20 protein-coding genes and 1 riboswitch are annotated in these 23,082 nt (G+C 67.9%); of the genes, 13 read left to right on the top strand and 7 right to left on the bottom strand.

Annotation, left to right across the window (positions count from 1 at the left end; translation table 11 throughout):
* Positions 1–55 precede the first annotated feature (55 nt).
* Together MHN80_RS04355 and MHN80_RS04350 are read right to left on the bottom strand one after the other, a co-directional pair.
* The gene (locus MHN80_RS04355) at positions 56–1,162 is read right to left on the bottom strand and encodes a DUF222 domain-containing protein (protein WP_239399764.1); all 1,107 of its coding nucleotides are present in this window, start codon (positions 1,160–1,162) and stop codon (positions 56–58) included.
* 863 nt (positions 1,163–2,025) lie between these two features.
* Entirely contained in the window at positions 2,026–2,679 is a 654-nt protein-coding gene (locus MHN80_RS04350) for a TetR/AcrR family transcriptional regulator (RefSeq protein WP_239399762.1), read from the bottom strand.
* A 252-nt stretch (positions 2,680–2,931) separates the two neighbouring features.
* On the opposite strand from MHN80_RS04350, the gene MHN80_RS04345 reads away from it, so the two are divergent.
* The 9 genes from MHN80_RS04345 to MHN80_RS04305 all read left to right on the top strand — a co-directional run bounded on the left by MHN80_RS04345 (position 2,932) and on the right by MHN80_RS04305 (position 13,838).
* Positions 2,932–4,497 (top strand): amino acid permease, encoded by a 1,566-nt coding sequence (locus MHN80_RS04345; RefSeq protein WP_239399760.1) that lies wholly within the window; start codon positions 2,932–2,934, stop codon positions 4,495–4,497.
* Between the two features lie 37 nt (positions 4,498–4,534).
* Entirely contained in the window at positions 4,535–5,398 is an 864-nt protein-coding gene (locus MHN80_RS04340; protein WP_239399758.1) for an urea amidolyase associated protein UAAP1, read from the top strand.
* A 15-nt stretch (positions 5,399–5,413) separates the two neighbouring features.
* Positions 5,414–6,094, top strand: a complete 681-nt coding sequence (locus MHN80_RS04335) for an urea amidolyase associated protein UAAP2 (protein ID WP_239399756.1) — start codon at positions 5,414–5,416, stop codon at positions 6,092–6,094.
* A gap of 58 nt (positions 6,095–6,152) precedes the next feature.
* Positions 6,153–8,216, top strand: a complete 2,064-nt coding sequence (locus MHN80_RS04330) for a 5-oxoprolinase/urea amidolyase family protein (RefSeq protein ID WP_239399754.1) — start codon at positions 6,153–6,155, stop codon at positions 8,214–8,216.
* On the top strand, positions 8,213–9,886 hold the full coding sequence (atzF, locus tag MHN80_RS04325; protein WP_239399752.1) for an allophanate hydrolase: 1,674 nt from the start codon (positions 8,213–8,215) through the stop codon (positions 9,884–9,886). Before MHN80_RS04330 ends, atzF begins: the two co-directional genes overlap by 4 nt.
* Positions 9,887–10,116: 230 nt before the next feature.
* Positions 10,117–11,799 (top strand): hypothetical protein, encoded by a 1,683-nt coding sequence (locus MHN80_RS04320; protein ID WP_239399750.1) that lies wholly within the window; start codon positions 10,117–10,119, stop codon positions 11,797–11,799.
* 206 nt (positions 11,800–12,005) lie between these two features.
* A complete protein-coding gene (locus tag MHN80_RS04315) occupies positions 12,006–12,200 on the top strand; it encodes a hypothetical protein (protein ID WP_004022592.1) in 195 nt (64 codons plus the stop codon).
* A gap of 202 nt (positions 12,201–12,402) precedes the next feature.
* Positions 12,403–13,290, top strand: coding sequence for a DUF3558 family protein (locus tag MHN80_RS04310; RefSeq protein WP_101822354.1), 888 nt, complete (start codon positions 12,403–12,405; stop codon positions 13,288–13,290).
* Positions 13,287–13,838, top strand: coding sequence for a DUF3558 domain-containing protein (locus MHN80_RS04305; protein WP_239399748.1), 552 nt, complete (start codon positions 13,287–13,289; stop codon positions 13,836–13,838). Before MHN80_RS04310 ends, MHN80_RS04305 begins: the two co-directional genes overlap by 4 nt.
* A gap of 138 nt (positions 13,839–13,976) precedes the next feature.
* Here MHN80_RS04305 and MHN80_RS04300 read toward each other — a convergent pair whose 3' ends face one another.
* On the bottom strand, positions 13,977–14,804 hold the full coding sequence (locus tag MHN80_RS04300) for an acyl-[acyl-carrier-protein] thioesterase (protein WP_101822337.1): 828 nt from the start codon (positions 14,802–14,804) through the stop codon (positions 13,977–13,979).
* Positions 14,805–14,904: 100 nt separating this feature from the next.
* Here MHN80_RS04300 and MHN80_RS04295 point away from each other — a divergent pair, with 100 nt between their 5' ends.
* Genes MHN80_RS04295 through MHN80_RS04280 form a run of 4 tightly spaced genes read left to right on the top strand, consistent with a single transcriptional unit; the run spans position 14,905 to position 19,654 of the window.
* Complete coding sequence (locus MHN80_RS04295) at positions 14,905–16,581, top strand: FAD-dependent oxidoreductase (RefSeq protein WP_081487034.1); 1,677 nt, start codon at positions 14,905–14,907, stop codon at positions 16,579–16,581.
* Positions 16,581–17,855: a glycosyltransferase family 4 protein gene (locus tag MHN80_RS04290; RefSeq protein ID WP_239399746.1), complete on the top strand. Its 1,275-nt coding sequence runs from the start codon at positions 16,581–16,583 to the stop codon at positions 17,853–17,855. The genes MHN80_RS04295 and MHN80_RS04290 overlap by 1 nt, the downstream gene beginning before the upstream one ends.
* The gene (locus tag MHN80_RS04285; RefSeq protein ID WP_004022598.1) at positions 17,842–18,573 is read left to right on the top strand and encodes a class I SAM-dependent methyltransferase; all 732 of its coding nucleotides are present in this window, start codon (positions 17,842–17,844) and stop codon (positions 18,571–18,573) included. Before MHN80_RS04290 ends, MHN80_RS04285 begins: the two co-directional genes overlap by 14 nt.
* A 25-nt stretch (positions 18,574–18,598) precedes the next feature.
* Entirely contained in the window at positions 18,599–19,654 is a 1,056-nt protein-coding gene (locus tag MHN80_RS04280; RefSeq protein WP_101822331.1) for a prenyltransferase, read from the top strand.
* 19 nt (positions 19,655–19,673) lie between these two features.
* Here MHN80_RS04280 and MHN80_RS04275 read toward each other — a convergent pair whose 3' ends face one another.
* The 4 genes from MHN80_RS04275 to MHN80_RS04260 form a co-directional block, all read right to left on the bottom strand.
* Positions 19,674–20,495 (bottom strand): ABC transporter ATP-binding protein, encoded by an 822-nt coding sequence (locus MHN80_RS04275; RefSeq protein WP_239399744.1) that lies wholly within the window; start codon positions 20,493–20,495, stop codon positions 19,674–19,676.
* A complete protein-coding gene (locus MHN80_RS04270) occupies positions 20,492–21,283 on the bottom strand; it encodes an ABC transporter permease (RefSeq protein WP_101822328.1) in 792 nt (263 codons plus the stop codon). The genes MHN80_RS04275 and MHN80_RS04270 overlap by 4 nt, the downstream gene beginning before the upstream one ends.
* Positions 21,258–22,283 carry an ABC transporter substrate-binding protein gene (locus tag MHN80_RS04265; protein WP_239399742.1) on the bottom strand — a complete coding sequence of 342 codons (1,026 nt, stop codon included), beginning with the start codon at positions 22,281–22,283 and terminating at the stop codon, positions 21,258–21,260. The genes MHN80_RS04270 and MHN80_RS04265 overlap by 26 nt, the downstream gene beginning before the upstream one ends.
* Entirely contained in the window at positions 22,280–22,990 is a 711-nt protein-coding gene (locus MHN80_RS04260; RefSeq protein ID WP_239399740.1) for a TenA family protein, read from the bottom strand. Before MHN80_RS04260 ends, MHN80_RS04265 begins: the two co-directional genes overlap by 4 nt.
* A riboswitch (TPP riboswitch) is annotated at positions 22,978–23,073 on the bottom strand. Its footprint overlaps the gene before it by 13 nt.
* Between the last annotated feature and the right edge of the window lie 9 nt (positions 23,074–23,082).

The following is a 23,082-nucleotide window of genomic DNA, read 5'->3' as shown; positions in this document are numbered from 1 at the left end:
TTGCCACCCGAACCTCACACACTCCCAACGAGATCCGAGCTGCCTCCCAGCTTCCTCAGGCCGCTGTGACGACCCGAGATCGGGGGTCTCTCACCCCCGATCGGTAACAACGCGCCTCAGGGCGCACGTGCTCGATGTGATGCACCTGGGTATGCGACGGTGGCGCACCGCATTTGATGCAGCACTGGTCTCGCACGATCATCGCTCGCCTTAGGTGTGGTGGGAACAGGCGGTGGGTGTGTCCCATCTGCAGGGGTACGCCTTCGGCATCGAGGACGATCTCCGTCAGAGACCCGTCACATGACATCTGCTTGGCGACGGCCTGACTGACCGACCCCGTCCACGGAAGAGTTGCCGGGTCGGCGCCGGCGGCGGGGATCGTGAGCATGAGTTGGGTCCGTGGGGAACCAACGGTGTCGAGGGTGGCGCCGAGTGCGGCTTGGTCGAGGATCAGCTCGAAAGCGTCGGCGCGACGCTGCTCGGCCGTGCGCCGATCCTGGGCGCCGTCGGGTTCGGGGCGTGGGCAGGATCGTTCGTCGATCATGGCCTGGAACTTTTCGCCGACGACTTGTGTGAGATCGGCGCGGATGTCGATGCGTCCGTCGTCGGTGGTGTGGGCGTTGACTGAGTTCAGCGCTGCGTCGTCGGCCGCGGGTACACCGGTGTCGGAAGCGCCGGCAAGGCTGTTGGCGATGACTCGGGCGTGCTTGAGCACTTCGGTGGGCGTCGCCCCGGATAACGCGTGAGTGAGGAGTTCCAACTCATACGTGCCCTTGTCGTCGGAAAGGGCGTCACCACATCGTCTCTCGAGCTCGTTCATTCCGCGGATGATGGCGTCGATGATTTCGGCGGTGAGTCGCCCGTCGGCGGCGTGACGAGCAAGCGTGGGGAGGGTGGGTAGGGCGTCGACGCTGCGCATGACGCGGTGGGCCGAGCTCGGTGCGTGCCCTGATTCGATCAGCATCTTCTTGGTGGTGCTCCCGACCTTTTGTGCGACGCCGAGTTCGTCGAGTTGTGCTGTGTGGGTGACGATCTGGTGGTCAGCGATATTGCGTATGAGTCGAAGTGTGTTCAGTGCGTCGAATGTTGCTGCGCCGGTGGGGTCGTCGGTGGGCGGGGTGGTCTCGATGAGGTGGTCGAGGAGAGTGGCGAGCTCTGGCATGTCTCCACTGTACGGGAACGTTCGTTCGATTTCGAGGAAATTACACAACCGATAATCGCGAAATCATTGACTCTGCAGTATATTTCGTCGACTGTGCTTCCATTGTTGACTGCCGTCAATTCCAGCCTCACTCGTTACAGATTCGGGCGCACGAGTGGTGGATTGCGGTGACGGTTCCGGCGCGCAGTGGAATACCGGGACCGGCCCTGCGGGTGGTTCGCGCTGCCGGTGGCCGGACGATCTGCTCATCAAGAGCCGGCCATCGGCGTCGAACTGGTACGTCCTGCTGAAGGGGGTCTCGTCCTACCCGGTCGCGTAGTCCGAAAAGGGGCGACGTGAGCGGGGCGCAGAGTCGACGGAGTTGGCGCACGGTCGACGGCGCGAGCCCGGTTCAGCAGCTCCACTCGCGACACGAACCAGGGTGCGTCGGGGCATGCTCCAGCCTTGGATCAGTCTGCGTATATCTGTTGTGCCGCTGCGGTTTTGCGGCGGCGCCTACGAAACTCGTTACAGATTCGGGCGCACGAGTGGTGGATTTGCGGTGCCGGTTCCGGCGCGCAGTGGAATACCGGGACCGGCCCTGCGGGTGGTTCGCGCTGCCGGTGGCCGGACGATCTGCTCATCAAGAGCCGGCCATCGGCGTCGACCGGTACGTCCTGCTGAAGGGGGTCTCGTCCCACCCGGTCGGGTATTCCGAGAAGGGGCGACGTGCGCAGGGCGCAGAGTCGACGGAGATGGGCGCACAGTCGGCGGCGCGAGTCCGGTTCAGCAGCTCCACTGGCGACCCGAACCAGGGTGTGTCGGGGCATGCTCCAGTCTTGGATCATCTTGGGTATATCTGTTGTGCCGCTGCGGTTCCGCGGCTACGAACTCGACCCGCTCCGGTGCTCGAGGAGCATCTGGATGGCGCCGACCACGGTGGCGGCGAGTCCGGCGGCGGTGTGCTCGCCGAGTTCGCCGCGCTGCTCGTCGGCACGCATCATGATGACCGACTCCACCAGCCGGAAGGGAAGCAGTGTGCGCTGGTCGGTGTCATCGCCGAGCGCAGCGGCGGCCAGCGCCGCGTAGGAGTGGGCCAATTCCTGTCGGTCTGAACGGAATTCGGCGAAGCGCTGGTCGGCGACCTCGGGCAGAAGATACAGCGCCCCGAGGTTCCAGCGCGATCGCGCCAGCTGGTCGACGTCGAAACGCGCGAGTTCCAGCAGTCGGGTCAGCGCGGGCTCGTCGCCGTCGAGGAGTTCCCGTGCGCGTTCGAGTGAGGCGACGACGGTCGTCTCCAGCAGCGTCGCCAGGATGTCGTCCTTGGTGGCGAAGTAGTGGTACATCGACGCCTGCCGGATGCCCACCGCCTCGGCGATCATCCGCGTCGATGTCCCGGTGTACCCATGACGGGTGAACAATTCGGCGGCGGCGTCGAGGATCTCCTCGCGTGCGGTCTGCCCGCGTCGCCGTGCCGGCACCAGGCGCGGACGCCCGCGACCGATCGGAGTCGGGGCCGCGCTCGAGCCGGTCGGCATGCTCGTCTCCTTCATGGGGTCGGTGCGATTTCCCGACCCTAGCCGACGGATTGCGCTCTTCTGCCGCACACGAACCCGCAGGTCGGGGTAACCCCAGGCGCGTAACGGGGACGTAACCGGAGTTTTCACGACCGGAACAATCCTGTCAATCGATAGAAATCCGAGCGGGCTTATCTATCAGGTGACAGGAAACAGTGCCTGACTCACACCGTTGCTCAACGTGGAGCTTCTTCTCCGAAAGGAAGACCGCGCATGACCTCCACCCCCGAAGTGGCTCCCGCGACGACGCCCTCCTCGCCCGCCGGAGACGCCGACGCACACGACCTCTCGGCGCTCGGATACGACCAGCAACTCCATCGCTCGCTTGGCAAGTTCGCGTCCTTCGCCGCCGGGTTCTCCTTCGTCTCGATCCTGACCACCATCTTCCAGCTGTTCGGTCTCGGGTTCGGTTTCGGCGGTCCGGCCTTCTTCTGGACCTGGCCGATCGTCTACGCCGGCCAGTTCCTGGTCGCCCTGTGCTTCGCCGAAATCGCTGCGCGGTACCCGATCTCGGGCGCGATCTACCAGTGGTCCCGCCGGATGGGGGGCGAGGTCGTCGGCTGGTTCGGCGGCTGGTTCATGATGATCGCGCAGGTGGTCACCGCCGCCGCGGCCGCCATCGCCCTGCAGGTCGTCCTGCCGTCGATCTGGATCGGCTTCCAGATCATCGGCGACGACCCGACTCTGACCACCACCAGCGGTGCGGCGAACGCGGTGCTGCTCGGCTCGGTCCTGCTCGTGGTCGTGACCGCGATCAACTGTGTCGGCGTCCGGTGGATGAGCCGGGTCAACAGCATCGGCGTCGTCTGCGAACTCGTCGGTGTCGTCGCGGTGATCCTGGCACTGTTCACCCACGCCCAGCGCGGCCCCGACGTCGTCTTCGACACCGGCGTTCCCGGTCAGCAACCCGGCTACATCTGGGCGTTCATCGTCTCCGGTCTGATGGCCGCCTACGTCATGGTCGGTTTCGGATCGGCGGGTGAGCTGGCCGAGGAGACCCGCGACCCGCGCCGCGTCGCACCTCGTACGATCCGGATGGCGCTGACCGTGTCGGCCATCGGCGGCGGACTGATGCTGCTCGGCACCCTCATGGCGGCGCCCACCCTCGACGAGCAACTCGCGACCGGCGGTCTGCCGTACGTTCTCGATTCGGTACTCGGCAGCTTCTGGGGCAAGGTCCTGCTCGCCGACGTGGCGGTGGCCATCTTCATCTGCACCCTCGCCATCCAGACCGCCTGCTCGCGTCTGATGTTCTCGATGGCCCGCGACGGCCGGCTCCCGTTCTCCGCGCAACTGTCACATGTCAACAGCCGCACCGGGACCCCGATCCTGCCCTCGATCCTGATCGGTGTGCTCTGCATCGGCATCCTGCTCGTGAACGTCGGCAACTCGGCGATCTTCGCGACCCTCGCGAGTGTGTGCATCATCCTGATCTACCTGGCCTATCTCGCGGTCACCGGTCCGATGCTCTACCGACGGTTCCAGGGCTGGCCGCATCGTGGCGGCCGGGACAACCCGACCGTCGATGCCGGTGGCCGAAAGCTGTTCAGCCTGGGTCGTTTCGGGATCGTGGTGAACGCCCTCGCGGTGCTCTACGGCGCCCTGATGGTGATCAACCTGGCATGGCCGCGGGCCGAGGTCTTCGACCCGGCGGGTGAGATGCCGATCCTGCGGTGGGCCGGTCCCATCTGCATCGTGGCGACCGTCCTCGTCGGGATCGCCTGCTATCCCCGCGGCAAGGAACACCCCCGGCCGGTGAACACCGATCCGTCCGCCTGAGCGCGCCGCACACAATCACCACGACAAGGAGTTCCGAATGAGCACGATCACCGCGGCGGGTACCGGCACCACCACCGGTGCACGCGAACACGCCCGCGCGCAGGCCGGCGCGATCACCGACAGCATGCCGGTGGTGCCCTCGTCGAACTGGCCCGCTCCGCCCGACGACGTGCCGGCGGCCTCGTTGACCTGGGCGGAGACGGTTCCCGGCGGTCGCTACACCAGCAAGGTGCTGGCTCGGGGGACCCGCCTGCGGTTCGCCGACGTCGCCGGGGCGGCGTGCGCACACGTGCTGCTGTGGCGCGCCGACGCCCCGTGGGAACGTCTCAACGTCGCCGACACCGTCAAGGTCCCGTGGCAGGCCTACCTGGGCGCAGGCCATCCGCTGCTCAGTGACCAGGGCCGGGTGCTGGCCACCGTCGTCGCCGACGACTCCGGCCATCACGACGCGCTGTGCGGCACGTCCACCCTCGCCGGGAATGCGGCGAAATACGGCGCGGGCGAGGTGTATTCGACGAGTCCCGCCGGTCGCGAACTGTTCACGCTCGCCGCGGCGAAACACGGTCTGACACCGACCGACGTCGCCCCGTCGTTGTCGTTCTTCCACGGCGTCACCGTCGACGCCGACGGGGCGCTGCGCTCGACCGGGAGCGCCGGGCCCGGCCGGACCGTGGATCTGATCCTGCATCTGCCGTGCACGGTGGCGATCGCCAACACTGCTCACCCCCTGGATCCGTCGCCCGATTTCGGCACCACCTCGCTGGAAGTACTGGCGTGGCAGGCGCAGAACGATCTCGACACCCTGCTGGCCGAGGTCGCCGGAACCGACCCCGAGTACCAGCGGGCCGTCGCCAACTCCGAAGACGTCTGGGCCGCGGCTCATCACCGAGCCGTCCAGTAGAGAGGACCACCCATCGTGACCGAGACACACTCCGCAGTCATCCCCGATGCCGCGACGGAATCCGCCGCCGGACTCGCCCTCGTCCCCGGCACCGCCGTCGACGACGCGCAGGTGGGCGAGCGGGCACCGTGGTCGGGTGTCGTCGCCGCCGGCGACGTGCTCACCATCGTCGACCTGCACGGCAATCAGGCCGTCGACACGCTGTTCTACGCCGCCGACGACACCACGCGGCGGTATTCGGCCCAGGCGACGATCACCGCGCAGGGCAACATCTTCCTGACCACCGGCAGCGTCATCCGCGATCACGACTCCGCACCGCTGATGACGATCGTCGCCGACGAGGTCGGCAACCACGACACCCTCGGCGGCGCGTGCTCGCAGGAGTCGAACACGCTGCGGTACGGCCACCACACCAAGCATCAGCACGCATGTGTGGAGAACTTCCTCATCGAGGGCAGCCGCCACGGACTGGGCAAGGCCGACCTCGTCGGGAACGTGAACTTCTTCATGAACGTGCCCGTCGACCCCGACGGCTCGCTCGGCATCGTCGACGGGTTGTCCGCACCCGGTAAGCGACTGGCGCTGCGGGCCGAGGTCGACACCCTGGTGCTCATCTCGAACTGTCCGCAGATCAACAACCCCTGCAACGGGTTCGACCCCACCGCGGTGCGCGTCATCGTCACCCGGCCGTTCTGAGAATCTCTTTCCGCCGCGCCCCCGGGCGCCGACCGAGCCCGACGAGGAATTCATCATCATGACTGCCACCACCCCGGGTGCCGTGACCGTTCTCCGGTCCGGTCCGCTCACCACCATCCAGGACTGGCCCGGCCGGGTCGGGTACTGGAAGGTCGGCGTACCGCCGTCCGGTCCGATGGACGACCTGTCCTTCCGGCTCGCCAACCTCGCCGTCGGCAACCCGGAGACCGCCGCCGGTCTGGAGATCACCCTCATGGGTCCCGCCCTTCGGTTCGACCGGTCCGCGGTCGTCGCGGTCACCGGCGCGCCGGTGGCCGTGACGGTGAACGGAACTCCTGTGCCGCAGTGGGTTCCGCTCACGGTCGAGGAGGGTGACGTCCTCGACATCGGTTCGATCGGCGCCCTGGGTATGCGGGCATATCTCGCGGTGTCGGGTGGGCTCGACGCGGCGGATCATCTCGGGAGCCGGTCGACTTTCACCATGGGACGGTTCGGCGGACTCGACGGCCGGGCGCTGGCCGCCGACGACCGTCTGGAGCTGCTGGACGGGCCGGTCGGCGCGCCGCGTCGAATCCTCGGTGACGAGCAACCGGCCTTCACCAACTCCTGGCAACTGGCGGTGACCGTGGGACCCCACGGCGCACCGGAGTTCTTCACCGAGGAGGACATCGCCGATCTGTTCGCGACCGACTACGAGGTGCACTTCAACTCCGACCGGACCGGCATCCGATTGATCGGCCCCCGACCCCGGTGGGCACGCGACGACGGTGGCGAGGCCGGCCTGCACCCCTCGAACATCCACGACACCGCGTACTCCGTCGGTGCGCTCGACTTCACCGGCGACACACCCATCCTGCTCGGTCCGGACGGGCCGAGTCTCGGCGGATTCGTGTGCCCGGTGACGGTGACGACCGCGCAACGGTGGAAGCTCGGCCAGCTGAAGCCGGGGGACACGATCCGGTTCATCGCGGTACGCGGCGACCGGGCGGCCTCGCCCACCGAACTCGGGCTGGGTCGGCGGGCCTGCTTCGTCGACGTCCTGTCGTCGGGTGGGGACACCGACAACGGAATCCTCGGATCCACCACGACAGCCGATGGAGCGACCTCGGTGACATACCGGCGGTCCGGTGACGACAATGTGCTCGTCGAGTACGGTGAGATGCACCTCGACCTGGCCCTGCGCGCCCGGGTGCATGCGCTGGCCGAGCGGATCGCCGCCGAGAAGCCGCGCGGGCTCGTCGATCTCACACCGGGTATCCGTTCGCTGCAGGTGAAGGCCGACCCGGACGTGTGGTCGCAGGCGCAGATGCTGGAGTGGCTGACCGAATGCGAGAGCCAGTTGCCGGCCGCCGAGGACCTCGTGGTGCCGAGCCGCACCGTGCACCTGCCCTTGTCGTGGGACGATCCCGCGACCAGGGAGGCCATCGAACGGTACATGCTGGGCGTGCGATCGGATGCGCCGTGGTGCCCGTGGAACATCGAGTTCATCCGACGGATGAACGGCCTGGATTCGGTCGACGACGTGTACCGCACCGTTTTCGACGCGAGCTACCTCGTGCTCGGCCTGGGTGACGTCTATCTCGGTGCGCCGGTGGCTGTTCCACTCGACCCCCGGCATCGTCTCGTCACCACCAAGTACAACCCGGCCCGCACGTGGACGCCGGAGAACGCGGTGGGGATCGGCGGCGCCTACCTCTGCATCTACGGCATGGAAGGCCCGGGCGGTTATCAGTTCGTCGGCCGGACGACGCAGGTGTGGAATCACCGGCATCCGTTGCCGGCACCGGGATTCGATCCCGAACATCCGTGGCTCCTCCGGTTCTTCGACCGAATCCACTGGTACCCGGTGAGTGCGGCGGAACTCCTCGACATGCGGGCCGACGTCGCCGCCGGGCGCGGGGACAGCACGAAGATCGTCGACGGTGAGTTCTCGCTGGCCGCGCACCAGAGCTTCCTCGACGAGCACGCCGCCGACATCGCGATCCGGCGGAACACGATGGAGACCGCTCGTGCGGAAGAGCGTGAACGGTGGTCGATGCAGGGCGAATTCGCCGCGAAGGCGGCGGGAGTGGGCCGCGCCGGTGCCTCGGGGATCGCAGACGACAAGGAGCGGGTGGCATGAGCAGGATCGACGAGCTGTATGCGCGGATCGCCGAGGCGGACCGGCCGGAGGTGTTCATCACGCTGCGATCCGAGGATGAGGTCGCGGCCGAGTACGAGCGGTCCGTCGCCGCCGGCGGTCCGCTCGCCGGCGTGCTCCTCGCCGTCAAGGACAATGTCGATGTCGCAGGCGTGCCGACCACCGCGGGGTGCCCCGGGTTCGCCTACACCCCCGAAGTCGACGCCCCAGCGGTCGCCGCCTTGCGCGCGGCAGGAGCGGTGGTCGTGGGCAAGACCAACCTCGACCAGTTCGCCACCGGCCTGGTGGGGACCCGCAGCCCATATGGGGCGGTGCGGGATTCGCGGCGACCGGACCGCATCTCGGGCGGATCGAGCTCCGGCTCGGCGGTGGCCGTCGCCCTCGGGTTCGCCGACATCGCGATCGGCACCGACACCGCCGGGTCGGGCCGGGTGCCGGCCGGCCTGCAGGGCATCGTCGGCATCAAGCCGACCGTCGGGGTGGTCTCCACTGCCGGAGTCGTGCCCGCCTGTGCGAGTTACGACGTCGTGACCGTCTTCGCCGCCGACCTGGCGCTGGCCGACCGGTCCATGTCGGCGATGGCCGGAGCCGCCGGCACCCGGCCCTTCCCGCAGTCGATTCCGTACGCCGCCCCGGAACGCCCGGTGATCGCCGTGCCCACCGAACTGCCCGGCCTCGACGACCGCTGGCGGGCCGCATTCGACGACGCCGTGCTGCGAGCCGAATCCGCGGGTCTCATGGTCAAGACCATCGATCTGTCACCGTTTCTCGAGGCCGCCCGGCTGCTCTACGACGACGCTCTCGTCGCCGAACGCTACGACGCGGTGGGGGACTACCTCGGGTCGGTCCCCGACCCCGGTGCCGCCGGACTCGATCCGACCGTGTCGACGATCATCGATGCGGCGCAGAGGTTCTCGGCCGTCGACCTGCTACGGGCTCGTCGTCGGCTCGCCGACCTGCGCGCCACGGCGATGCAGCAGTGGGGTGACGCCACGGTCCTGATGGTGCCGACCGCCCCGGCACACCCCACGCTCGCCGAGGTGGCCGCCGATCCGGTGGGCGTGAACTCGCGGATGGGCACGTACACCAACTTCTGCAACCTCTTCGATCTGTGTGGACTCGCCGTGCCGGCCGGCACCGTCGTCGACGAGGGCGGCAGCACAGCACAGTTCGGCATCACGTTCCTGGGCCGCGGACATGCCGATGCCGTGCTCGTCGACGTGGCACGCCGATTCTCCGGCGACGACTCGGTGGCGCCGTCCTGGGCGGAAGGTGACGAGGCGATCGAGCTCGCGGTCTTCGGGGCGCACATGCGGGGCGGGCCGCTGACCCACGAACTCGGCGATCGCGGCGCCCGATGGGCCGGTGAGGTCACCACGACCGCGTCCTACCGCCTCGTGGCTCTGGACACGACCCCGCCCAAGCCGGGTCTGATCCGCGATCCGGCTGCCGGTCGCGAGATCCGGGGCGAGGTGTGGACGCTGTCCTCGGCAGCGCTGGGGGACTTCTTGGCCGCTCTTCCCGAGCCGATGATGCTGGGCAGGGTCGAGATCGCCGCCGGCGAGACCGGGCCGGCCCGCTGGATCGTCGGGTTCGGGTGTGCTGCCGACGCCGGCGCGTCGGGGCAGATCCTCGACCGTGACCGCTGGTAGATGCAGGCAGCGGCGCCGCGCTCCCACGGAACCACCGCCGCACGAACCGGATTCGACATCGCGGAGTCGTTCAGCTGAGGTCGCCTGTACCGGAACTCATCTCACGTCCGGTCCTGGACGTCTGACCAGAACGGCCGATTCGCGCCGTTTCCACCGATCGACTACCGATTCGCCGACCGTGGTGATTCACTTACTGAGCTCGGGAGGTCGGGGAGAAGAGAGTTGGGCGGATGACCAGGGTGGGGCGCAGCGAGATTCAGCGATCGGACAAGGTCGCTCGACGCGAGAACCGGAAACAGCGGCGGCAGCACCGCGCGATCGCGGGGGCGGCCGCGTTGGCGACCGTCGCCGCGATCGGCGCGGGGCAGGCGGCGGAACCGGCAGTGGCCGACGCGGCGCTGCTCCCGGGTATCCCGTCCGAGATCGACGATCTGCGGAACTGGTCGAAGGGTTTCGACAAGACCAACCCGCTCGGCAGTCTGGTGACCACGATCGGGAACGGCGCGCTCGCCGACATCGCGGAGCAGTGGCGCATCCAGAGCTGCATGTCCGGCGGCGTCCGGGATGGAGCCGACTGCTCGCAGTCGAGCACCGAGTACGGCGGTATCGGACTCGCCGTCGTCCTGCCCGACCGCATCGAGGTCGTGCCGATCGCGGTCTACGACCCGGTGAAGGGTGTCTTCGACACGCTGTCCGGTTCGGTTCTCGGAGACATCATCCGCTGGCTCGGCGTCGACCTGCCGAAGACGATGACGGACGGCCCCGCCACCGAGGGTTCGTCGACGGTCGCCGGGAACGGCTTCCAGTTCGCTCTCGCCTACCGCGGGGGCGACGCAAGCGCTACATCGTATCTACCTCTGAGCATCGCGACCGCGGGCGCGAGCGACGGGCGGACCGCGAAATCGTTCGCGCTGATCGGGATGGCGCATGCGTGGAACACCGGTCCGCTCGATGTCACGGTCCTCGGGGAGACGATCGGAACCGTCCCGGGTGTCCAGGGGGTCGGCTGCTACGGCGGGCTCACCGGCGCCTACGCCGATGGCGTCGGAGCCTGCGCAAATGTGCTGGGCACCTTCGACTTCCGCTGGCAACAACCCAACGGCGAACTTCAGTTCGCGCTCACCGATCCAACCGCACTGATCGCCGATCCCGGCGGGGTTCTCGGCGGCCTCGGCGCCGAGGTTCTCGAGGGTCTGCTCGCCGGCATCCTGAGTGGCTCCGGTCTCGACTTCGACAGTGACTGGATGTCCCTGTCGAAGGACTTCGCCCGCCTGAGCATCGGAGGTGATCACGACCTGTTCAGTGGCAACTTCCTCCGGCTGACGAGCGATTACGGTTTCACCGGTCCGATCACGGTCGACTGGCTGGGTTCGAAGGTCACCTTCCGCCCGCTGGTCGAGGTCAACGGTGAGCTGCGGCCGAACCGTCTCGGGTTGCCGGTTATCGAGTTCGGGCAGCTCGACACCGGTGAGCTCATCCCGGTCATCCGTATCCCGGAATACGAGTTGCCGTTCGGTCTGCCGGCGACCGACCCGATCGACACCGGGGTGTCGACGAGCTCGGCGACCACGACCCTCTCGTTCGACGGTGTGTCGACGGGGCAGGTGACGGCCGATGACGGTACCGGCGAGGCCGAGAGCTACGTCGGCAAGCACCGCTCGGCGGAGGACTCCTACGTCGGCAGGCATCGGGCACCGGAACCCTCCGACGACAGCGGCTCCGAGGGATCGGACGGCGGCGGATCGGACGTTTCGGAGTCCGAGAGCCCGGACGCCCACGACACCGATGAGGACAGCGTGGATGCGGTCGACGCCGACGCCGACGCAGACGCAGACGCCGACAGCGCCGACGATGACGGTGTGGACGCCGGTGACACCGACTCGGGCAGTGAATCCGGATCGGCCGCAGCCTGATCGGCCGCGGACCCCGGCTCCTGGTCCGAACGAACCTCACAATTCCGCTCCCTGATCCGGGAGAACCTTCGCGGCTCGCGCCGCAGGGGCGGAAACCGGGCGACATGCTTCAGCGCAATTGCTCCGTCGCAAGACGCGACTACGCTGGGCACACGACCCCGGGACGGCTGTCGGGCCGGGCCGGGTAACCGACCAGGGAGGGCCTCATGGCGATCGATCGGGACAAGAGCAGAGCGGTGTCGGAGGTCGTGCGTCAACACCCGGCGATGAGTCTCGTCGCGGTCTCGCCCGGCATCGCCGTGTTCGTGACCCTGCTGCTGCTCGACCAGACCCTTCTGGCGATCCTGTTCCTCATCCTCGCCGTCGGGGGTGGCGCATATCTGCTCACGCGCAAGCGCTGACGGTGGCGTCCGTTGCGATCCCGCACCGAGGATTTGTCCGCGGCTAGAGTGGTGCGCAATGAGTGTCCGCCGACGCTGAACCGCGCGGTGAACGGGTCGAGGAGAGCGGTGAAGGGAGTCGGCGTCGTGGTCGCTGAACCGGGTCGAGGCGTTCGCGCCGGACGTGTTCTCGCGTTCGGGACGAGTCGGCTGGGCAGCTGACATGTCCACCCGTGTCGACGCCTACATCTGGGCCATCCGTCTGACCAAGACCCGGTCGGCCGCGGGCGCCGCCTGCCGCGGCGGCCACGTCCGGGTCAACGGGGTGACGGCCAAGCCCGCGCAGCCGGTGGTGCCGGGTGACGAGATCCGGGTTCGGCTCGCCGGGCGGGAGCGCATCGTCGAGGTCACCAGGACGATCAGCAAGCGGGTGTCCGCGCCGATGGCCGCCGAGTGCTTCGTCGACCGGTCGCCGCCACCGCCACCCAAGGAGATCCTCGCCAGTCAGCCACGGCGCGACCGGGGGGCCGGGCGGCCCACCAAACGTGAACGGCGGCAACTGGACCGGCTGCGCGACAGCACCTTCCTCATCGCCGCGCTGGCCGCGGTCGCACTTCTCGTCGGCGCCTGCTCCGGCGACGAGCCGACGGCCGACCCGAACAAGCCGAACACGCCCGAGGCGCCCGCCCAGGCCGGTTCCGGTCCGTTCTTCGGCAAGTGTGGCGGCGTATCCCTCGAGGACGTCGTCCGGATCACCGGGTTCGCCGGGCTCACCGAGACCGTCAACAACACCTCGGTGTGCGAGTGGGACACCACCGGTTCCCGGACGGGGGCCGTCGCGTCGTTCAACTGGTATCGCGGCTCGCCGATCGGCCGTGAGGAAGCGAATGTGAAGCTGTCGCGCGACGTGACCAACAGACTCGAGATCGACGGTCACCAGGGGTTCATCGGCTACACCCAGTCAGGTCAGATCTGTGAGGTCGGCATCGGTTTCGGGGCGGACTTCTTCGAGTGGTCGATCCGCGGGGACGCCGCCACCCCACGACCGATCGAGGAGATCTGCGACGCCGCTCGCGAGTTGGCGACGATGTCGATCGAGCGTGCGTCGTGAAGCGGGTCCTCGTCCTGCTGGCGGCCGTGCTGGTGGGCGTGGCCGCCCTCGCCGGGTGTGCACGCACGGTCGAGGGTGAGCCGGTGCCGCTCGGGGCCGCGGGACAGTCCGGAAGCAGCGACATCGACACCGACCAGTTCGACCGCCTGCTGCTCGAATGCGATGTGTTGCCCGACGCCATGATCGCCGACGTCGTCGCCGGCGGCGGATTCGCCGAGCGGTCATTCAGCGGCGCCATCTGTCGCTGGCTGGTCTCCGGTACGACCGACGTGGTGAGCGTGACCTTCAACTGGTTCGAGTGGGGCAACGTCAACGTCGAGAAAGAGACCGCGAAAAAGCTCGGCTTCGAGACCGAGAACATCAAGGTCGCCAGTCAGTCGGCGTTCACCCAGCGCAGCCCCGACCGTCCGGGAGTGTGCGGGGTGACCGCGAGGGCGCCGAGCCGCGGCATCTTCACCTGGTTCGTCGAACCCCGCAGTGCGCCTCCGGGCGACCCCTGCGCGGCACCGATCAAACTGATGGAGCTGCTGCTGCAGGGCGGTCAGTGAGCCTGCCGGTGTCAGTGTCCGGCTCGTGTGGCACCTGGTGACCTCGACGGGCGCGGCGGCCTCGCTGCGCTCGGTCGACGCTGCTCGGCCAGCGGGTGGTTGAGCTCCGGGTACCGCTGGTTGAGCTTGTCGAAACCACTACTCCGGGATCGGCCCGACGACGACGGTGGCCGCGACCACGAGTTCGTCGCCGGTGCCCGGCATCAGCAGCCACACGGTCAGGCGGTCGCCCTCGCGCACCCGCCGCAGGATCAGCCGGGTGCCCGGCACGATGGGCCGCAGGTATTCGATGACGACCCGGTGCGGACCGTCGACGAGGTCGGGGTGTTCGACGAGTTCGTCTTCGATCGCCTCGAGATAGGCGGCGTTGTTCAGGTGCTTGAACGGGTCGAAGTCGGTGATCCGGAGGACGTGTTCGCGGTCCGGGAAGTCGATCTCGGCGGGGCTGGGGGCCTTCTCCGGATTCATCGACCGCCAGCGGAGGCGGTGCTCGTCGGTCATCGCCGACAGCATCGTGAACGCCTCGTCGGACAGCCGTGACGGCACGCCCTTCTCGTTGACGTTGATCCAGAACGCCTCGGTCTCGATCAACCCCGGGGGGCGGGGCCGTGGGTTGAACCGGTTTGTCTCGTGCTCTGCCGTGAGGCGCACGCGCATGTTGGTCCAGCGCGTGGACAACGCCCCGCACCAGCGTTGCGCGGTGACCGCGCCCGGCCAGGTCAGCGGCTCGATGACATCGATGATGGTGCGGCGGACGATCCAGAACGGGTCCGTCGCGCTGAACTCGGTGGCCTCGAGGTTGTCGTTGGCGACGTCCTGGAGGTACCGGGCCACGGCGTCGAGCCGCACCCGCATGTCCTGATCGACGTCGCCGGTGCGGATGCGATAACCCACCTCGTAGAACTGGGATCCAGGCTTGCGGTCCGGGAGTGATGCACCGGACACTGCTGGCGTAACCTGGCTCACTCGAGTCCCTCCGATAGGTCGCCGGTATCTTTGCAGCTAAGATACATCCAACCGGAAAAATAGAACACGTTCTACGTGTCGGATTACGAGGAAACAGCAGATGGCGCATGTGATTACCCGCCCATGTTGCAACGATGCCAGTTGCGTGAGCGTGTGTCCGGTGAACTGCATCCACCCCACGCCCGACGAGCCGGAGTTCCTCACGGCGGAGGCCCTCTACATCGATCCGGAGACGTGCATCGACTGCGGTGCCTGCATCGACGAGTGCCCGGTGGAAGCGATCATCCCCGATGATCAGCTGGAGGAACGCGACGAACCGTATCTCCAGATCAACGCGGACTACTACAAGGACCACGACGTCGAGGGCGGGCTCGTCCCGCCGCGCAAGGCGCCCCCGCTGCCCGACAAGGAACTGCACGTGGCCGTCGTCGGTGCCGGACCTGCGGCGTTCTACGCCGCGGAGGAGCTCGTCCGCAAGCCGAGCATCAAGGTCGACATGTTCGACCGGCTGCCGACGCCCTACGGACTCGTGCGCGCCGGGGTCGCACCCGACCACAGTGCCACCAAGGGAGTCGAGAAGACCTTCGCCTCGGTCGCGGCGAAGAAGAACTTCTCCTACTACCTCAATGTCGAGGTCGGCAAGCACATCAGCCATGACGAACTCGTGGCGCGGTACCACGCGGTCATCTATGCGGTGGGCGCCTCGACCGACAAACGGCTGGGCATCGAGGGCGAGGATCTGTCCAACTCGGTCGCCGCGACGCAGTTCGTCGCCTGGTACAACGGCCATCCCGACTTCGCCGACCTCGCCGTCGATCTGTCCGGCGACCGGGCGGTCGTCGTCGGCAACGGCAACGTCGCGCTCGACGTCGCGCGGATCCTGGTCACCGATCCCGACGAGCTCGCCAAGACCGACATCGCCGATCACGCGCTCGCGACACTGCGGGAGTCGAACATCTCCGAGGTCGTCCTCCTGGGTCGCCGTGGCATCGCGCAAGCGGCCTACACCAACAGCGAGTTCCTGGCTCTCGGCGACGTCGAGGGTGTGGATGTGATCATCGATCCCGACGAGCTGGTCCTCGATCCGGCCACCGAGGCGGCACTGTCCGACGACACGCTCGACTCGACCATCGCCACCAAGATCCGACTCGCCCGCGAATTCGCCGAGCGCCCGCAGACCGAGGGCAACAAGCGCATCGTGTTCCGGTTCCTCACCTCTCCGGTCGAAATTGCCGGGGACGGCGAAGTGGCTACGCTTACCTGCGTGCGCAATGCCTACTCCGACGCGACCGGGAAAGTTGCGGTGACACCCACCGACGAGCGTTTCGACCTCGAGACCGGCCTGGTCCTGCGGGCCATCGGTTACCGCGGCGTGCCCGTCACCGACCTGCCGTTCGACGAGGGACACGGCGTCGTCCCCAACACCGAGGGACGCGTCCAGACCGCCGCCGGTGGTGACGTGATGCCGGGCCTCTATGTGACGGGTTGGATCAAACGCGGAGCAACGGGGGGTATCGGCATGAACCGCATCTGTGGCCAGGAGACCGCACAGGCCGTCATCGCCGACTTCGTCGCCGCGGCCTTCGACGATCCGTCGACCTCCCGGGACGACGTCGCCGCCCTGGTGGCCGATCGCGGCGCCAACCGCATCGATCTCACCGGGTGGAAGGCGATCGACGCCGCTGAGAAGTCCGCGGGCAAGGCCGCCGGCCGGGTCCGCGCGAAGTTCGTCAATGTCGCCGAGTTCGAGGCGGCTGCCACCGCCGGAGCTCAGTGATGCGGATCGCACTGCTGTCCTACCGCAGCAAGCCCCACTGCGGCGGACAGGGCGTCTACGTCCGTCATCTGTCCCGCGAACTCGCCCTCCTCGGCCACAGCGTCGAGATCTTCTCGGGGCAGCCCTATCCCGAGCTCGACCAGGTCGCGATCGACGCCGGCGTCACCGTCACCAAGGTGCCGAGCCTGGGCCTCTACGACGAGCCGGATCCGTTTCGCACGCCTCGCCCGGGCGAATACCGCGACTGGATCGACGTTCTCGAGGTGGGCTCGATGTGGACGGCGAGCTTCGGCGAACCGCTGACGTTCAGCCTCCGAGTGGCCAGGCTCCTCAAGGAGAGGCGCGACGACTTCGACATCGTCCACGACAACCAGTGTCTCGGTTACGGATTGCTCGACATCCAGAAGGCGGGCTTCCCGCTGATCGCGACGATCCATCACCCCATCACGCGCGACCGCACGCTCGCGGTGAAGGCGGCGAAGGGATGGCGGAAGATCAGCGCGTGGCGGTGGCATTCGTTCCTGCGGATGCAGGGTCGGGTCTCGCGGCGGATTCCGGAGCTGCTCACCGTTTCCCGGAGCAGTGAGGTCGACATCCGCAAGGCGTTCGACATCCCGTCGGGTCGCATCACCACGATCCCGTTGGGCGTCGACACCGAGATCTTCACGCCGGCCGCAACCCGGGTGTCCGGTCGCATCGTGTGCGTCGCCAGTGCCGATGCGCCGTTGAAGGGTGTGTCGTACCTGTTGGAGGCGGTTGCGAAGCTGTCCTCCGAGCGGGACGTCGAATTGGTACTGGTGTCCAAGTTGGACCCGAACGGCCCGTCCGCGAAGATGATCGACGATCTGGCGATCGCCGATCGCGTCTCGGTGGTGTCCGGTCTCGAGGACGAGGAGATCGCCGGCCTGCTCGCCTCGGCCGAGGTCGCGTGTGTGCCCTCGCTCTACGAGGGTTTCTCCCTACCCGCGGTCGAGGCGATGAGTTGCGGTACACCGCTGGTCGCCACCCGGGCGGGCGCGATCCCGGAGGTCGTCGGAACCGCCGAAGAGGCCGCACTGTTGGTGCCGCCGAGGGATTCCGGGCGCCTCGCGCAGGCGATCGGCCGTCTGCTCGACGACGCGGACCTGCGTGGGCGTCTCGGCGACGGCGGCCGTCGTCGAGCCGAGGAGAACTACAGCTGGGCAGCGGTGGCCGCGAAGACGGCTGCTCACTATGAAACCGTGCTCGCCGGACACCGGCGGGCAACAGAAGGGACGACGAGTGCTCACAGTTGATTTCGACCGGCTTGGCGTTGGACCGGGCACCAAGGCGATCGACATCGGGGCGGGGCAGGGTAGGCATTCGTTCGAGATGTTCCGTCGCGGCGCCGAGGTCATCGCCTTCGACATGTCCGAGAGCGACATGTCCGACGTCGGCGAGATGTTCGACGCGATGATGGCCGAGGGACACGTGCCGGCATCGGCGAAGGCCCGCGCCGAGGTCGGGGACGCGCTCCGGCTTCCATACTCGGACAACAGCTTCGATGTGGTCCTGATGAGCGAGATCCTCGAGCACATCCCGACCGACGAAGGCGCGATCACCGAGATGGTGCGCGTCCTGAAGCCTGGGGGAGTCGCCGCGGTCACCGTGCCGCGCTACTGGCCGGAGAAGGTGTGCTGGGCCCTGTCCGACGAGTACCACGAGGTCGAGGGCGGGCACGTCCGCATCTACAAGGCATCCGAACTCGCGGGCAAGCTGCAGCGCGCCGGACTCGAGGTCACCGGCACCGACCACGCGCACGCACTGCACGCACCGTATTGGTGGCTGAAATGTGCTGTGGGCGTTGAGAACAAGGACAATGTCCTGGTGAAGGGTTATCACCAGCTGCTCGTCTGGGACATGATGAGCAAGCCGTGGCTGACCCGCGTCGGGGAGCAGGTGCTCAACCCGCTCATCGGCAAGTCGGTGGCCCTGTACCTGCGCAAGCCCGAGACCGCCACCGCGTCTTCATGACGAGGCCCTCCAGGACGGGAGTCGCATGACGACCGCTCCGGCGGTCCCCGGTGTGGTCACGGCCGAGCAGATGCACGCCACCGGCGCCGCGATCGTCGGCATGCAGGAGGAGTCGGGGGCGCTGCCCTGGTTCCCCGGCGGGCAGACCGATCCGTGGGATCACATCGAATCGGCGATGGCGCTGTCGGTCACGGGTTTTCACGCCGAGGCCGAGGCCGCCTACGACTGGTCGCGACGTAAGCAGCGCGACGACGGGTCCTGGCCGATCCGTACCGTCTGCGGCAAGGTCGAGGACGCCGGGACCGACAGCAACTTCTGCGCGTACATCGCGGTCGGGGTGTGGCACCACTACCTGATCACCGGTGACGACGCGTTCCTGCAGAAGATGTGGCCGGTCGTCTGGTCGGCGATCGACTGTGTCCTGCGTTTCCAGCGGGAGGACGGGGCGTTTCGCTGGGGTGGCGACCACCGCACCGGAGCGATGTTCGGCGAGGCCCTGATCACCGGCAACGCCAGCATCTTCCAGGCTCTGGACTGTGCGATACGCATCGCGGGCGAGATGGACCAGCCCGACGAGACCTGGACAGCCGCACACAGCCTGCTCGGGGATGCCATCCGGTCCGATGTCGGGCGCGAGGAGTGGCAGATCTTCACCCCGCCGTCCGAGCATTCGATGGACTGGTACTACCCGATCCTCGGCGGAGCCGTGCGGGGCCGCGAAGGTCAGGAACTGATCGCTCGCCGCTGGGAACAGTTCGTCGTCCCCGGCAAGGGTGTCCGATGCGTGGACCATCGGCCCTGGGTGACCGGTGCCGAGACCTGTGAGCTGGCCCTTGCTCTGGACTCGCTCGGCGACACCGCCGACGCCATCGAGCTCATCGCCTCGATCCAACACCTCCGTGATCCGGACGGATCGTATTGGACCGGGCTGGTGTTCGCCGACGGCAAGCGCTGGCCGGTCGAGAAGAGTTGCTGGACTTCGGCCGCCGTCGTCCTCGCGGCCGACGCGGTGAGCCGGACGAGCGTCGCGAACGGGATCTTCCGGGATGTCCGTCAGCGTCTGGTCGCACCGACACCCTGACCGGTGACCCGGCGGGCGGTCATTCCGCGAGCGTCGAGCCCGAGTCGCTCTGCTCGGCAAGGGCGCGCCGGGCCTCGTCGTGCAGCACTGCTCGCAGATCCTCTTCGAGCGCAACGAATTCCGGTGAGGTGAGGACCGCGAGTTCCCGCGGCCGCGGGAGCTCGACGCGCGCTTGGCGGACGACGGCCGCCGGTCGGGCGGACAACACGATGACCCGGTCCGAGAGGTAGATGGCCTCACGGATGTCGTGGGTGATCATCAGCACCGTCCACCGGTAGCGTTGCCAGACCGACTGCAGCCACGACTGCATCTCCGTCCGGGTCAACGAGTCCAGGGCGCCGAACGGTTCGTCGAGCAGCAGCAGATCGCGGTTCTGCACGACCGTGCGGAGCAGGGCGGCCCGCTGTCGCATCCCCCCGGACAGCTGAGACGGGCGCGCGTCCTCGAACCCGGACAACCCGAAGGTGGGGAAGAGCTCCGCCGCCCGGCGACGGGCATCGGCTGCCGGCACACCCTGTACCTGCAGGCCGAGGATCGTGTTGTCGAGGATCGTGCGCCAGGGGAACAGGAGATCCTTCTGCGGCATGTACGCGCAGTGTCCGGCGATCGCGGCGTCGCCGCCGACGGTGACGCTGCCGGAGTCGGGTACGTCGAGCCCGGCGAGCATGCTGAAGATGGTGCTCTTGCCGCAGCCACTCGGTCCGATGACGGAGACGAACTCGCCGGGCTCCGCCGTGAACGAGACCGCGTCGAGCACGTGACGCGGAGGTTGCTCGCGGCCGCTCCGGGGGAAGGATTTCGTCAGCCGGTCCACGACGAGCCGGCGAGCGTCGTCGGTCATGAGGGCTCGGTCTTCTCGGCACGAGCCCACGGCACGACGACGCGTTCGATCGCGAATGTCAGCAGATACAGCCCGACGCTGATGACGGCCGTCACCAGCACGGCCGCGAGCACGAGGTCGGTGCGGAACGAGTTCTTCTGGAGGCTCATGTAGATGCCGAGCCCCTGGCTGGCGCCGACGTACTCGGCGAACACGGCACCCACCACCGCGTAGGTGATGCCGATCCGCAGCGCCGTGAAGAACCGGGGGAGCGCGGACGGCAGGCGCACGTAGCGGAAGATCTGCCGGCGGGTGGCGCCCATGCTCCGCAGGAGTGCGCCGGCCTCGCGATCGGCGGCCGCGAACCCCTCGATCAACCCGATCGCCATCGGGAAGAAGGTGACAAGGGCGATGACCAGCACCTTCGGGAGCACGCCGAAGCCGAACCAGATGATCATGAGCGGGGCGATCGCGATGATCGGCAATGTCTGCGACGCGACGAACAGGGGCACGAAGGCTCGCCGCAGGGTGGGGGAGAAGTCGACGATGATCGCCAGTACCCATGCCAGGACCAGTGACACCGCGAAGCCGATCAGGGTGACCTGAAGCGTCGCCCCGGCGTGCACCCCGATCTCGTCCCGATGCGCCCACCCCTGTGCCGCGACCCGGGACGGCGACGGCAGCAGTTGCGGTCGGACCCCGCTGAGGTCGACATAGACCTGCCAGGCCGCGACGAGTACCACCACCGCCACGATCGCGGGCGCGGCCCGCCGGAGGCCGGTGCTAGCGGGACGCGTCGAGGTAATCATTGGTGAAGTAGGTCGACCAGTCCGGCTCGGCTGTGAGCGCGGACCCGTCCGGACCCGTGAGAAGCCCACTGCGGTAGAGGAACCCGGAGTTCCCGGCCCACTGCTCGAGCGTCTGCCCGCCCACCCGGCCGTTCGCGTCTTTCATGTACTGGGCGGCAAGCATCCGCTGGCTCTCGACGACCAGCTTCTCGTCGTTGAACGCGCCCGGATTGGCGGCGATGAGGTCGCGGGCGGCGGCATCCGGGTCATCGGCCGCAGCCTGGTAGCCGCGTTGCAGCGCCCGTACGAACGTCGCCGCACGCTCCGGGTTCTCGTTCAGCCAGTCCTCGTTGGCGTCGACGACGATCGCGTAGGCCTCCGGGAAACCGAAGTCCGTGTAGTGGAAATACCTCATCGGCGTTCCGTGGTGCTCGGCCTCGATGCCCTCCCAGGCGAGATACGAGACGGTGAAGTCCGCCTTCCCGGAATAGACGGCCTCGTATGCGGAGGTGCCGAGGGTGACCGAGGTGAATTCACCTGTGCCGCCGTCGTTCCGGATCACCCGCTTGAGTGTCTCCACCTCACCGGGGTCACCGAACCCGGCATAGGTCTTGCCGTCGAGGTCCTTCGGGCTCGTGATGTCGTCGCGGTCGGCGCGGACACCGATACCTGTCGCCCACCGCTGCAGTGGTGCCAGCACGGAGATCGTGTGCGCGCCCGATGCCCGAGAGAAGGTGGACGAACTGTGGGTGCTGATCCCGAATTCGGCGTTCCCCGCGTCCACGACGGTGTCGACGGAGGTGTTGTTGTAGGGCAGGATCTCGACGTCCAGGCCGGACTCGGCGAAGTACCCGCGCTGTTGCGCCACGAACAGGCCGGTGTGATTGGTGTTCGGGGTCCAGTCGAGCGCGAACCGGATGGTGTTGTCGGAGGCGGTGTCCGACCCGCACGCGGTGGCCGTCGACAACACCGCGACGGTGGCAACGAGGCAGGCCAGGACACGGCGCGCGCGGCCGGTCATGCGGCGGGCCATGCGTAGGGGTTCAGCGCGGTGTCCCAGAACATGAGCTCGTACCGGGTGGCGATGGTGAACGCCGCGGACATCGCAGCCCGTTCCGACGCGCCGGCCGACGCCGCCGCCGCATCCACCAGTTCCCTTGCCCGGGCGGCGGATTCCTGGAACTCCGGGGCGTCGTAGGTGGTCACCCACTGGGCATACGGGTGCTTCGGGTCGGCGGCGAGGACCTCGGCGGCGCTCGCCGCCAGTCCCCGGCCGACGTCGGCGTAGATCCAGAAGCAGGGCAGCGCCGCGGCGGCGCCGACCGCGTACGACTCGGTCGCTGCGGTGGCGATCAGGTAGGACACATAGGCCAGGCACGCGGTCGACGGCTCGGGCTCACCCTGCCGCGGCGGCAACTGGCCGCCCCCGAGCAGGTCGCCGTGCAGGGCGACCTCGACGGTGGCCGCGGTCGACGACGAGTTCGCCCAGAATGCCGCGGTCTGCGGGTCGGGCGACTTCGACGCCAGGATCGCGAGTGCTTTCGAGTACCCGGCCAGGTACAGCGAGTCCTGCTCCAGGTAGGTGCGGAACACCTCGAGGGGCAGCGTGCCGTCTCCGAGGCGGTGCAGGAATTCGAGATCGTCGATCGACGCTCGCAGAGCTGTCGTCTGTTCCCACAGGTGGTCGGTGAAGCGGCCGGGATCCGGCGCGTGCGCATGCAAAGACATGACATCCCTTCGTCAGCATTACCTGGACAGGTTCTCGGGTCTCATCTCAGCCCCGCAGTTGCGGAGCACCCCGTGTCAGAACGCACCCAGGC

It is taken from the genome of Gordonia sp. McavH-238-E, from assembly GCF_022348225.1.
Classification (GTDB): Bacteria; Actinomycetota; Actinomycetes; order Mycobacteriales; family Mycobacteriaceae; genus Gordonia; species Gordonia terrae.
The sequence above is the reverse complement of the archived record's forward strand: the minus strand, read 5'-3'. Positions and strand labels throughout refer to the sequence as shown.

Coding starts and splice junctions, on each gene's coding strand:
- MHN80_RS04355 (WP_239399764.1), bottom strand. CDS start 1,162: ATGCCAGAGCTCGCCACTCTCCTCGACCACCTCATCGAGACCACCCCG.
- MHN80_RS04350 (WP_239399762.1), bottom strand. CDS start 2,679: ATGCCGACCGGCTCGAGCGCGGCCCCGACTCCGATCGGTCGCGGGCGT.
- MHN80_RS04345 (WP_239399760.1), top strand. CDS start 2,932: ATGACCTCCACCCCCGAAGTGGCTCCCGCGACGACGCCCTCCTCGCCC.
- MHN80_RS04340 (WP_239399758.1), top strand. CDS start 4,535: ATGAGCACGATCACCGCGGCGGGTACCGGCACCACCACCGGTGCACGC.
- MHN80_RS04330 (WP_239399754.1), top strand. CDS start 6,153: ATGACTGCCACCACCCCGGGTGCCGTGACCGTTCTCCGGTCCGGTCCG.
- atzF (WP_239399752.1), top strand. CDS start 8,213: ATGAGCAGGATCGACGAGCTGTATGCGCGGATCGCCGAGGCGGACCGG.
- MHN80_RS04320 (WP_239399750.1), top strand. CDS start 10,117: ATGACCAGGGTGGGGCGCAGCGAGATTCAGCGATCGGACAAGGTCGCT.
- MHN80_RS04315 (WP_004022592.1), top strand. CDS start 12,006: ATGGCGATCGATCGGGACAAGAGCAGAGCGGTGTCGGAGGTCGTGCGT.
- MHN80_RS04310 (WP_101822354.1), top strand. CDS start 12,403: ATGTCCACCCGTGTCGACGCCTACATCTGGGCCATCCGTCTGACCAAG.
- MHN80_RS04295 (WP_081487034.1), top strand. CDS start 14,905: ATGGCGCATGTGATTACCCGCCCATGTTGCAACGATGCCAGTTGCGTG.
- MHN80_RS04290 (WP_239399746.1), top strand. CDS start 16,581: ATGCGGATCGCACTGCTGTCCTACCGCAGCAAGCCCCACTGCGGCGGA.
- MHN80_RS04280 (WP_101822331.1), top strand. CDS start 18,599: ATGACGACCGCTCCGGCGGTCCCCGGTGTGGTCACGGCCGAGCAGATG.
- MHN80_RS04275 (WP_239399744.1), bottom strand. CDS start 20,495: ATGACCGACGACGCTCGCCGGCTCGTCGTGGACCGGCTGACGAAATCC.
- MHN80_RS04270 (WP_101822328.1), bottom strand. CDS start 21,283: ATGATTACCTCGACGCGTCCCGCTAGCACCGGCCTCCGGCGGGCCGCG.
- MHN80_RS04265 (WP_239399742.1), bottom strand. CDS start 22,283: ATGACCGGCCGCGCGCGCCGTGTCCTGGCCTGCCTCGTTGCCACCGTC.
- MHN80_RS04260 (WP_239399740.1), bottom strand. CDS start 22,990: ATGTCTTTGCATGCGCACGCGCCGGATCCCGGCCGCTTCACCGACCAC.